General features: G+C 60.8%; 10 protein-coding genes and 1 pseudogene. 5 read left to right on the top strand and 6 right to left on the bottom strand.

What is annotated here, in order from left to right; all coding sequences use genetic code 11:
- The 4 genes from B3849_RS13130 to B3849_RS13115 form a co-directional block, all read left to right on the top strand.
- Positions 1 to 842 (top strand): ABC transporter substrate-binding protein (locus tag B3849_RS13130; RefSeq protein ID WP_286780267.1); only part of this gene is annotated, 842 nt, incomplete at its 5' end.
- 72 nt (positions 843 to 914) lie between these two features.
- Complete coding sequence (locus B3849_RS13125; RefSeq protein WP_005848902.1) at positions 915 to 2,777, top strand: ABC transporter permease; 1,863 nt, start codon at positions 915 to 917, stop codon at positions 2,775 to 2,777.
- Entirely contained in the window at positions 2,774 to 3,550 is a 777-nt protein-coding gene (locus B3849_RS13120) for an ABC transporter ATP-binding protein (protein ID WP_278425703.1), read from the top strand. The genes B3849_RS13125 and B3849_RS13120 overlap by 4 nt, the downstream gene beginning before the upstream one ends.
- A complete protein-coding gene (locus B3849_RS13115; RefSeq protein WP_278425702.1) occupies positions 3,543 to 4,244 on the top strand; it encodes an ABC transporter ATP-binding protein in 702 nt (233 codons plus the stop codon). Before B3849_RS13120 ends, B3849_RS13115 begins: the two co-directional genes overlap by 8 nt.
- Before the next feature lie 28 nt (positions 4,245 to 4,272).
- On the opposite strand, the gene B3849_RS13110 is transcribed toward B3849_RS13115, so the two are convergent.
- The gene (locus B3849_RS13110) at positions 4,273 to 4,845 is read right to left on the bottom strand and encodes a TetR/AcrR family transcriptional regulator (RefSeq protein WP_278425701.1); all 573 of its coding nucleotides are present in this window, start codon (positions 4,843 to 4,845) and stop codon (positions 4,273 to 4,275) included.
- Positions 4,846 to 4,948: 103 nt separating this feature from the next.
- On the opposite strand from B3849_RS13110, the gene B3849_RS13105 reads away from it, so the two are divergent.
- Positions 4,949 to 6,166 carry a multidrug effflux MFS transporter gene (locus tag B3849_RS13105; protein WP_278425700.1) on the top strand — a complete coding sequence of 406 codons (1,218 nt, stop codon included), beginning with the start codon at positions 4,949 to 4,951 and terminating at the stop codon, positions 6,164 to 6,166.
- 116 nt (positions 6,167 to 6,282) lie between these two features.
- Here the strand turns inward: B3849_RS13105 and B3849_RS17680 are convergent.
- From B3849_RS17680 to hmgA, 5 genes and pseudogenes are all read right to left on the bottom strand, one after another.
- Positions 6,283 to 6,378 (bottom strand): annotated as a pseudogene (locus tag B3849_RS17680) (NADH-dependent oxidase); the annotation flags it as partial.
- Between the two features lie 238 nt (positions 6,379 to 6,616).
- Complete coding sequence (locus tag B3849_RS13100; RefSeq protein WP_278425699.1) at positions 6,617 to 6,799, bottom strand: DUF2783 domain-containing protein; 183 nt, start codon at positions 6,797 to 6,799, stop codon at positions 6,617 to 6,619.
- 2 nt (positions 6,800 to 6,801) lie between these two features.
- A complete protein-coding gene (locus B3849_RS13095; RefSeq protein WP_278425698.1) occupies positions 6,802 to 8,427 on the bottom strand; it encodes an FAD-dependent oxidoreductase in 1,626 nt (541 codons plus the stop codon).
- A 23-nt stretch (positions 8,428 to 8,450) separates the two neighbouring features.
- Complete coding sequence (locus B3849_RS13090; protein WP_180829395.1) at positions 8,451 to 9,401, bottom strand: MBL fold metallo-hydrolase; 951 nt, start codon at positions 9,399 to 9,401, stop codon at positions 8,451 to 8,453.
- A gap of 138 nt (positions 9,402 to 9,539) precedes the next feature.
- A partial coding sequence (hmgA, locus tag B3849_RS13085) for a homogentisate 1,2-dioxygenase (protein WP_286780266.1) occupies positions 9,540 to 10,766 on the bottom strand: 1,227 nt, incomplete at its 5' end.

The following is a 10,766-nucleotide window of genomic DNA, read 5'->3' as shown; positions in this document are numbered from 1 at the left end:
CCGCCGAACCGCTGGCCGATGCGCTGACCTGGAGCCAAGGCAACCCCTGGACCTTTCGCCTGCGGACCTCGACCTATATGCAGGCCGCAATGCTGGCCGAACAGGCCGCCAAAACCGATGCCGTGAAATACGCGACCATCGCGCCCAACTACGCCTATGGCAAAGACGCGGTGGCCGCCTTTAAGGAAGTGCTGACCGAACTGAAGCCCGAGGTCGAATTCGTCGGAGAGCAATGGCCCGCCCTGTTCAAGATCGACGCCGGTGCCGAGGTTCAGGCGCTGGAGCGGTCCAAGCCGGACGCGATCTATAACGTGACCTTCGGCCCCGACCTTGCCAAGTTCGTCCGCGAAGGCACCACTCGTGGTCTGTTCGACGGGCGCACGGTCTACGGCCTGCTTTCGGGCGAACCGGAGTACCTTGAACCGCTGGCCGACGAAGCCCCCGAAGGCTGGGTTGTGACCGGTTATCCTTGGTATGACTTCTCGGATGAAGACGGCGCGAACAAGCCTTTCGTTGATGCCTATCAGGCGAAATTCGACGAAACGCCAAAGCTCGGGTCTCTCGTCGGGTATATGACCGCGCAAAGCATCGCCGCCGCGATCAGCAAGGCGGGATCGACCGAAGGGGACGCGATCCGTATGGCCTTCGAAGGGCTGGATGTGGCGACGCCCGTGGGCGACATCACTTTCCGCGAGATCGACAATCAGGCCACCATGGGGGCCTTTGTCGGGAAGACCATGCTCAAGGACGGTGCGGGCGTCATGACCGACTGGACCTATCTGGACGGTGCCGACTACCTGCCGTCTGACGAAGAGGTGTCGAAACTGCGTCCGGCAGAATAATCCGGACCCGCACCCAAGGGGGGAAGCCCCCTTGGGTGCATCTGACCCCATCCCCAACATCAAGAGGTGTCCATGGGCCTTTTCATCGCACAGATTCTGACTGGGCTTGCCAATGCGGGTGCGCTCTTCATGGTTGCCTCTGGGCTGTCGCTGATCTTTGGCGTCACGCGGGTGGTGAACTTTGCCCATGGGTCGTTTTATATGCTGGGGGCTTATGTCGGCTATTCGCTGATGCAGGTGCTGCCGGGCATGGTCGGCTTCTGGGGTGCGATCCTGCTGGCGGGGCTGATTGTCGGGCTGATCGGGGTGATCGTCGAGATCTGCGTGCTGCGCCCTGTCTATAGCGCGCCTGAACTGTTCCAACTGGTCGCGACCTTTGGCGTGATCCTTGTCATTCAGGATCTGGCGCTGATGATCTGGGGCCCGCAAGATCTGCTGGGCCCGCGCGCGCCGGGGCTGAAAGGGGTGATCCGCATCATGGGGGAACCCGTGCCGCAATATGACATCGCGCTGATCATCATCACGCCCTTCGTCGCCATCGCCCTGTGGTATCTGATCACAAAAACCCGTGTCGGCACTTTGGTGCGCGCCGCCACGCAGGACCGCGAGATGGTCGGTGCCCTTGGGGTCAATCAGGCGTGGCTGTTCACGGGCGTCTTCTTTTTGGGCTGTGCGCTTGCAGGGCTTGGCGGCGCGTTGCAACTGCCCAAGGGTGGTGCCGATCTGCTGATGGATTTCAGCATCATTGGTGCGGTCTTTGTGGTCGTGGTCATCGGCGGCATGGGGTCGCTGCCGGGGGCCTATCTGGCGGCGGTGATCATCTCGGTCCTGAATGTGTTTGGCGTGACCTATGCGCCGCAGTCGACGCTTGTGCTGATGTTTGTCGTCATGGTGATCGTCCTGATGTTCCGCCCCTTCGGCCTGCTCGGGAAAGAGGAGATCGCGGGCGAGCATGGCCAGACCGGAGAGCCGGAGCGCCCGATCAAGCCCGCGGGCAATCGCATGCGCTTGCTGGTGATGGCGGGGCTGTTCATCCTTGCGCTGCTGCCGTTCTACGGCGGGAATTTCGCCGTGGTGCTGGTGACCGATATCATGATCTTTTGTCTTTTTGCCGCCTCGCTGCATTTCATGCTGGGGCAGGGCGGGTTGGTCAGCTTTGGCCATGCGGCCTTCTTTGGCGGGGGGGCCTATGCCGCGGCGCTATTTGTGACCTATGCCGACACCCCGATGGAGCTGGCGCTGGTGCTGGCCCCGATCTGCGCGGGGCTGGCCGCCGTGGTGATCGGCTGGGTCTGCCTGCGGTCCACCGGTGTCTACTTCGCCATGCTGACGCTCGCCTTCGGGCAACTACTCTGGAGCCTCGCGTTCCAGTGGGGCGACGTCACCGGCGGCGACGACGGGCTGGTCAACATCTGGCCGTCCGATTGGGCGTCGGACAATGATGTCTATTACTACCTCGCTTTTGTCTTCTGCATCGGGGGCATCCTGCTGCTGCGCCAAGCGGCTCATGCGCCCTTTGGCTATGCCATGCGCGCGGCCCGCGACAGTGCGCGACAAGCCGAGGCGATGGGGATCAACACCAAACGCATCCAGTGGGTCGCCTTTACCTTTGCGGGCATCATGGCGGGGCTCGCGGGCGGGTTGTTCGTCTTCTCCAAGGGCAGCATCTTCCCCAACGAGCTTGAAACCGCTCGCAGTTTCGACGCGCTGATCGTGGTGTTTCTGGGCGGGGTGAAGACCCTGTCGGGCGGCTGGGTCGGCGGGGCCTTCTTCGAGGGCGTCAAAGACTATCTGACGCGTTTCGAATATTGGCGGCTCGCCTTGGGCCTGCTGATCATCTTTGTCGTGATCCTTGGCCCCGAAGGCATTGTCGGATCGCTGCGCAAGGCGGGCGAACGCATTGGCCTGCTGAAAACACCGGAGGACGCGAAATGAGCCCGATCCTGTCTGTGCGCAACCTGTCCCGCAATTTCGGCGCCATCAAGGCGGTGGATGACGTGAGCTTTGATCTTGCCAAGGGCGAGCTGCTGGCGCTGATCGGCCCCAATGGCGCGGGCAAAAGCACCTGTTTCAATATGCTGATGGGGCAGCTCAAGCCGTCGTCGGGCACCGTGCAGCTGATGGGCAAGAACATCGCCGGCATGCAACCGCGCAAGATCTGGCGCATGGGGGTGGGGCGGACGTTCCAGATCACCGCGACCTATGCCTCGATGACCGTGGTCGAGAACGTGCAGATGGCGCTGATGTCGCATCACAAGCGGCTCTATTCCCTGACCACCTTCGCCCATAAACTCTACCGCGACGAGGCGCTGGCGCTGCTTGATACCGTGGGCATGGCCGACCAGTCCGAACGCCACTGCGCGGTGCTGGCCTATGGCGACCTCAAACGGCTCGAACTGGCGGTTGCGCTGGCCAATGACCCGATCCTGCTGCTGATGGATGAACCCACCGCTGGCATGGCCCCGCGTGAACGGATCGCGCTGATGCAGCTGACCGCCGATATACTAGAGCAACGGGGCATCAGCGTGTTGTTTACCGAACACGACATGGACGTGGTCTTTGCCCATTCGCACCGCATCATGGTGCTGAACCGTGGCCAGCTGATCGCCGACGGCACCGTTGACGAGATCCGCAACAACCCGCAGGTGCAAGAGGTCTATCTGGGCGGCGGCACGCTGTTCAAAGCGCAGGAGGATGCCCATGCTTGAGGTGAACGGCGTCAATTCATTCTACGGCAAGGCGCAGGTGCTGAATGACCTGAACTTTACCGTGGATCGCGGCACTGTCGTCGCCCTGCTGGGGCGCAATGGTGCGGGCAAGACCACGACGATGAAATCCATCATGCAGCTGGTGCGGCCACGGCAGGGCAAGATCATCTATCAGGGCCAGGACATCACCGGCTGGCCCAGCCACAAGGTCGCGCGCAACGGTCTGGGCTATGTCCCCGAGGAACGCCGGATTTTCACCCAGCTTACCGTGATGGAAAACCTGGAGGTGGGCCGCCAGCCCCCCCGCGACGGCTGCACCACCTGGACCGAGGACATGGTGTTCGACCTCTTCCCCAACCTCGCCGAACGCCGTCACAACCGCGGCAAGGCGCTATCGGGGGGCGAGCAGCAGATGCTGACCATCGCCCGCACCCTGATGGGCAACCCCGCGTTCATCCTGCTGGACGAACCTTCCGAAGGCATCGCGCCGGTGATCGTCGAACAGATGGCCCGTGTGATCCTGCAACTCAAGGCAGAGGGGCTGACGGTGCTGCTGTCCGAACAGAACCTGCATTTCGCGCAAGCGGTCGCCGATGGCGTGGTGATCATCGAACACGGCACACAGAAATTCGTCGGCACGTTCGCCGCGCTGCAATCGCAGCCGGAAATTCGGGATCAATATCTGTCGGTGTAGGGGCAGCGCCCGCGATCACAAGGCTGGTTCAGGCGAAGGTCTCTGCCACGATTTCTTTTGCGAAAGCCGCATCCAAGACGCCGCGGTTCAGCAAGCGATACCAGAATGCACCGTGGATCATGGTCGACAATACCTCGACGTTGCGCGCGGGTGAAAGCGCCCCGTGGTCCTGCGCCCGACGCAGCATCAGCGTCATCATCTGCTCGCGCGGCAGAACGAATTTGGCATGGAACGACGCGTGAAACTTCGCGTCTTGCTGTGACGATGCAATCAGCGACCGGATCGTTGCGCCGTCCAGCTTCAGGTGTTCGAAAACCTTGATCAGGAAGTCTTCAAGCTGCGCCCTATAGTCTTGCGCGCTATCCAAAGGCGGTTCAGCGGCATAAGAATTCGTCGCCTCGAAAATCGCTTCGAGGATGAGGTCCGCCTTTGTGTCCCAGCGGTTGTAGAGCGTTTGGCGTGCAACGCCCGCCTCGGCAATAATCGCCGCGATAGAGACCTTTTCGTACCCCGTTTCCCGCACAAGCCGCAGCGCGGCGGCTTTCAAAGCGGCGCTGGCTTCCTCGTTCGCGGGGCGTCCGCCCGACCTCTTTACCGACATGCACAGCTCCTGTTCATCGATGCAGCGTGGTATGACGTTGATTGTTAGACTGCGATCTACTAAATGCAAGTAGACCGCAGTCTATTATCTCGTTGGAGCGAAGATGTCTCAAATTTCCCTATCCCCCCGCCGCGCCTTCGCGGTAACCGCGACCCTCGGCCTGCTCTCCCTTTTTCCGCCCTTGGCAACCGACATGTATCTGGCCGCCCTCGGCGATCTTGCGACGTCGATGGACGCCACCCATACGGCGGCCGAGCTGTCGCTTTCTCTCTTTTTTCTGGGGCTCTGTTTCGGGCAAATCCTGATCGGCCCGTTGACCGATACCTACGGGCGCAAGGGGCCGCTTTTGATCGGCACCGTCCTTTTCACCGTGACCTCTCTTGTTCTGCCGTTGCTCAGCGACATCGCGTGGTTCAACGCGCTTCGTTTCATTCAGGCCATCGGGGCGAGCGCGGGCATGGTCGTGGGGCGCGCCATGGTCAAAGACCTGTACGAAGGGCGGAAGGCGGCGAAAGTCATGACGGTTCTTGTCATGTTGCTGACGCTTGGCCCCATCGCCTCGCCCACGTTGGGCAGCCTGTTGCTTGAAGCGTTTGGCTGGCGTTCCATCTTTGCGACAATGGCCCTTATCAGCCTTGTCGCGCTGGCCTTGTCCGTGATCACCTTGCCCGAGACATTGCCCGCCGAAGGCCGCCAGCCTCACCCCTTCCGCACGGGTGCAAAAACCGCCAAGCGGCTCCTGTCCGAGCGCGGATTTCTCATCATGGCGCTAGTTGCGGGGCTTATTCAAAGCGGCATGTTCGCGTTCATCACGGGATCCTCTGGGGTATTTCAAGGGATCTTCGGGCTGAGTTCAATCGGCTTTGGGCTCATGTTCGCGGCTATTGCGACCGCGCTTATCATCTTTGGCCGCATCAATGGCATGCTGTTGAACCACTATAGCCCCGAACAGATCCTCACCGCCGTCTTGCCGCTGTTCTTCGCCTCTACTTTGGTGCTGGCGCTGCTGTCGCAGACAAGCTCGCTTCTGGTATTCGCCATCCCGCTATGGATATCGATTGGCTGCGTCGGGCTGCTGTCCGCGAACGCGATGTCCATCGCGATGTCGCTGACAGAGAAAGGCGCGGGCATGGGCTCGGCGCTGCTGGGGGCGATCCAGTTCGCCCTTGCCTTTGCCGTCTCTACCTCTGTCGCGATTGGCGGGGCGGGTACGGCGCTCCCCATGTCCCTCGGGCTTGTGGTCCCCGCGGGGCTGGCAACGGTATTGTTCTTCGCGGCAGGGCGCTTCACCGTGCCTTCGTCACCGCGACTGACCTTCTAAGCCCCATGCGTGTAGAGGTGGGCAGTCGCACCCGCCCCGACACCCGCGCAGGCGATCTGCGGTAAAGCGGACTGCCTGCGCGGGGGTTAGAGTTGGCCCTTATTGAACAAGGCGGCCTACACGCCTTTCACCAAGCGCAGCGCGCCAGAAATCGCGACGTGGGTGCCGCGGTCCGACACGGCATCGCCAATACGAAACAGCTCAAACGCGCCACCCGGCAGCGACATCCAAGCGTTACTGCACCGCATATATGAGCTAGGATATGTGTGCGGGCTGGCCGCTTGGCTGAGCACGATTTTACATAATCCTAATTATCAGTTACAGATTCCGCACAAAGGCGCGACAGGGAACCCGCCTCATTGGACGAGAACTGTCTCCGCTCTTGCCGGCTACAACGAACGTCAGCGATAGCATCCCAAACCTCGACGCGGCTTCAGACGCCGGGCGCCCCTATCTGGCGGCGGCCAATGCTGCGCGCAGGGTTTCTCTGTCACCGATATGGTTCGCGAGGATGAGGATCAGGCGGGCGTTGAATGCGTCGCTTTCGTCCTTGCTTCGCCCTTCATGTGCGCAAAGCAATTCATCATAGAACCCGTCCGGATCCTTGATGTTCGGGTGAAGGTTGAGCCCCATCGTTACTGCCCCTTTCCTGTTGCGATGTCTACGGCTGACCGGATGTCTGCGGCGCTTGCGCGGGCCCACCGTGCGGCGACATGCTGGTCCGGGCGGATCAGGTAGATGCCGCAGGGCGCGTCGCCGAGGTAGCGTGCCGCAATGGCACCGCTGGGATCGTCGGTTTGCGTGTTCAGCGTGACGGTGTTTACCGTGACCCCGCCCACCTCGGCCAGTGCGGGCGGGTCGGTATTGATCGCCAGAACGGTGAACACGCCGCCCACAACGTCCAGCAAGAAGCCGTCCCTCAAGGGCGCGTCGCTGCACGTGGTGCCGACACGGCTTGTCGCGGGGCCATTCAGCGCATCGGGGCCGTTCAGTGACAGCCCGTCATAGACACATGGCACGGACAAACGACCGGAATTCACCAAGGGCCGTGCAAAGGGGTGACGGTGTGCAAGGCTCAACACCGCATTGCGGAAAATCTTGCTCATCTCTGTCTTCGGGGTAAGGAAATCCGTTGCGCGGGTGGAATTCAGGATATTCTCGTCAGCGCCGTGGACCCGCTCTTGCGAATAGCTGTCGAGCAGGCGGTCGGGTGCCAAGCCCTTGATCACCAGATCAAGTTTCCACGCCAGATTGTCCGCGTCCTGCACGCCGGAGTTGGCCCCCCGCGCCCCGAAGGGAGAGACCTGATGCGCGCTGTCGCCCGCAAAGAGCACCCTGCCGTGTCGAAACTTTTCCATACGCCGACATTGGAACGTGTAGATCGAGGTCCATTCCAACTCGTATTCCGCCCCCTCGCCCAACATGGCATCCACGCGGGCGCGGATATTCTCGGGCTTCAGTTCCTTGGCGCGGTCAATGTCCCACCCCAGTTGGAAATCGATCCGCCAGATATCGTCGGGCTGCTTGTGTAGAAGCGCCGACGCGCCGCTGTCTTTGAAGGGCGGCTCGAACCAGAACCAGCGTTCGGTCGGGAAATCGGCCTTCATCTTCACATCGGCGATCAGGAAATTGTCCTCGAACACGCGGCCCTCAAAGCTCAGGCCCAGCATCTCGCGCGTGGGAGACCGTGCGCCATCGCAAGCGACCAGCCAGTCGGCCTCAAGCTGGTAGGGGCCGTCGGGTGTGTTGATATCCAGCACCACGTGATCGCCCTGCGGTGTGACACGTGTGACCGCGTTGCGCCCGCGGATTTCAATGGGCGCGCCGTCAGATTGCGCCACACGGATTTCATCCACGAGGTATTTCTCGAAATAGGGCTGTTGCAGGTTGATAAACGCCGGAGCCTTATGGCCGTCTTCTGGTTGCAGGTTGAATTCGAACACCCTTTCATCGCCATGAAACACCTTGCCGACGTTCCACTGAACGCCCTTGTCGATCATCGCTTTGCCCGCGCCAAGGCGGTCGCAGATCTCGAGCGTGCGTTTGGCAAAACAGATGGCGCGACTACCCTGTCCGACACCTTCATGATCGTCCAATACCACAACAGGCGTGCCCTTACGCCCAAGATCAAGCGCCAGCGCCATCCCGATGGGCCCGCCCCCGACGATCACCACAGGGTGACGCCGGGGGGCAAGATCTTGATCCGCTCCCTTTTGGTAAGGGTATAGTTTGAACACGATATCATAGCGGACGTCGACCATGGTTTGCCCTCCCAGACCTGGCCTTAGCCTTGCAACTGCGCCCACATTTCCAGATCGCGCTTGTCTGTCCAGATACGCGGATGCCAGATGCCGCGGGCCTCGTCGAAGGCGCGGCTGACGTTGAACGGCAGGCAGTGCTCGTAGATCGCGTAATCCTTGAACTTCGGGTCGCATTCCGCGCGCACCGCATCCCAAGCCTCTTTCAACGTGCCGCCTTTCATGGCGACCCGCTGCGCTGGCTTGAAGGTGCTTTCGACGAAATCACGCGTGCTTTCAATCGCCCGTTCAACGGCGTCCTTGCCGATCAAGGCGCCCCCCCGTCCCGGTGCGATCGCATCCACGTCATAGGCCTTGATGTTATCGAGCGTTTGCCCCCAGTCGCCGAAGTATCCGTCGCCGCAATAGCAGGCCGAATGATCCTCCACGATATCGCCCGTGAACATGACGTTCTGATCCGGCACATGGATCACCGCATCACCCGCCGTATGGGCGCGGCCGATGTGTTTGATATCAACGCGACGTTTGCCCAGATAGACGGTCATGCTGTCGCTGAATGTGGTGGTAGGGTAAGTCAGCCCGGGGATTGATTCATGCCCCTCGAACAATCGGGGAAAGCGTTGGAACTCGCTGTCCCAATCTTCCTGTCCGCGTTCCTCGACCATCGCGCGGGCAACGTCGGACATGATGATCTGCTGTGCCCCATAGGCAGAGGCCCCCAACACGCGCACCGCGTGATAATGGGTCAGCACCACATGGCTGATCGGCTTGTCGGTGACTTCGCGCACCTTCTCGATAACCTTATTGGCCAGACGCGGCGTCGCCTGTGCCTCTACAATCATGACGCTCTCATCGCCGATGATCACGCCCGAATTCGGGTCGCCTTCCGCGGTGAAGGCCCACAGGCCCTCGCCGACTTCGTCGAAGGTGACTTTCTTCTCTGTCATATCCCCTTGGGATGCGAATGCTTTTGCCATGGTTCTGGTCCTTTTACTTTGGGGAATTTGTTGCGGATCGAACGATGCTTTGGCACCTGCCCAACCTCATCTGATACCTGTTGCGCCCTGCGGCACCGCGCCGGGTCAACGTTGTGCTTTCACCGGCCGGAGTCCGCTTCATTTCTTGCCCGGTGTCCCGTCGAACTTCTTTTCGATGTCCGCCCAGCAATCGATGTAATCATCCTGCAAGGGGGCCTCCTGTCCGGCGAATTTCGTGAGTTGCTGCGGGAAGCGGGTCTCGAACATGAACGACATCGTATTGTCGAGCTTTTGGGCCGTCAGCTCTGCGTTGGAGGCCCCCTCGAAGGCATTACGATCAGGCCCGTGCGGCAGCATCATATTGTGCAAGCTGATCCCGCCGGGAATAAAGCCTTTGGGCTTCGCGTCATACTGGCCGTAAATATTGCCCATCAATTCGGACATGATATTCTTGTGATACCACGGCGGGCGGAACGTATCTTCCGCCACCATCCAGCGTTCCCGGAACAAGACAAAGTCGATATTCGCCGTCCCTTCGACACCGGAGGGCGCGGTGAGAACGGTAAAGATCGACGGGTCAGGATGGTCGAACAGCACCGCCCCCACGGGGCAATAGGTGCGCAGATCATATTTCACCGGCGCGTAGTTCCCGTGCCATGCCACCACATCAAGCGGTGACTGCCCGATCTTGGTTTCATGGAACGCCCCGCACCATTTCACCGTCACGGTAGAGGGGACTTCGCGGTCTTCAAACGCGGCAACGGGTGCTTTGAAATCGCGCGGGTTGGCCATGCAGTTGGCCCCGATCGGCCCACGATTAGGCAGCTCGAACTTTTGGCCGTAGTTCTCGCAGACAAACCCGCGGCACGGCCCTTCAAGCACTTCGACACGGTAGACCAGCCCCCGCGGAATGATCGCGATTTCCTGCGGCGCGAGATCAATGATCCCCAGTTCAGTCGAAAACCGAAGGCGACCTTCCTGCGGGACGATCAGCATCTCGCTGTCGGCAGAATAGAAATACGCATCAACCATGGAGGCATTCACAAGATACACATGGGTCGCCATGCCGACCTGCGTATGGACATCCCCCGCCGTCGTCATCGTGCGCATCCCCGTCAGCCATGTCAGCGGCGTGTCTGTGTGCGGCAGCGGATCCCAGCGATATTGCCCAAGGCTCGTGACGTCCGCGACAATGTTGGGCGCGGATTTCCAATGGGGCAGATCGATCTTGTGATACCGGTGCGAGTGTTTGACCGACGGGCGAATGCGGTAGCACCAGGTACGTTCGTTCTGATGGCTTGGCGCCGTAAAGGCAGTCCCGCTAAGCTGCTCACCATAAAGTCCGTAGTTGCATTTTTGCGGGCT

It is taken from the genome of Sulfitobacter sp. UBA4523, assembly GCF_002388305.1.
GTDB lineage: Bacteria > Pseudomonadota > Alphaproteobacteria > Rhodobacterales > Rhodobacteraceae > Sulfitobacter > Sulfitobacter pontiacus.
This window is presented reverse-complemented; position numbering and strand designations above follow the sequence as displayed.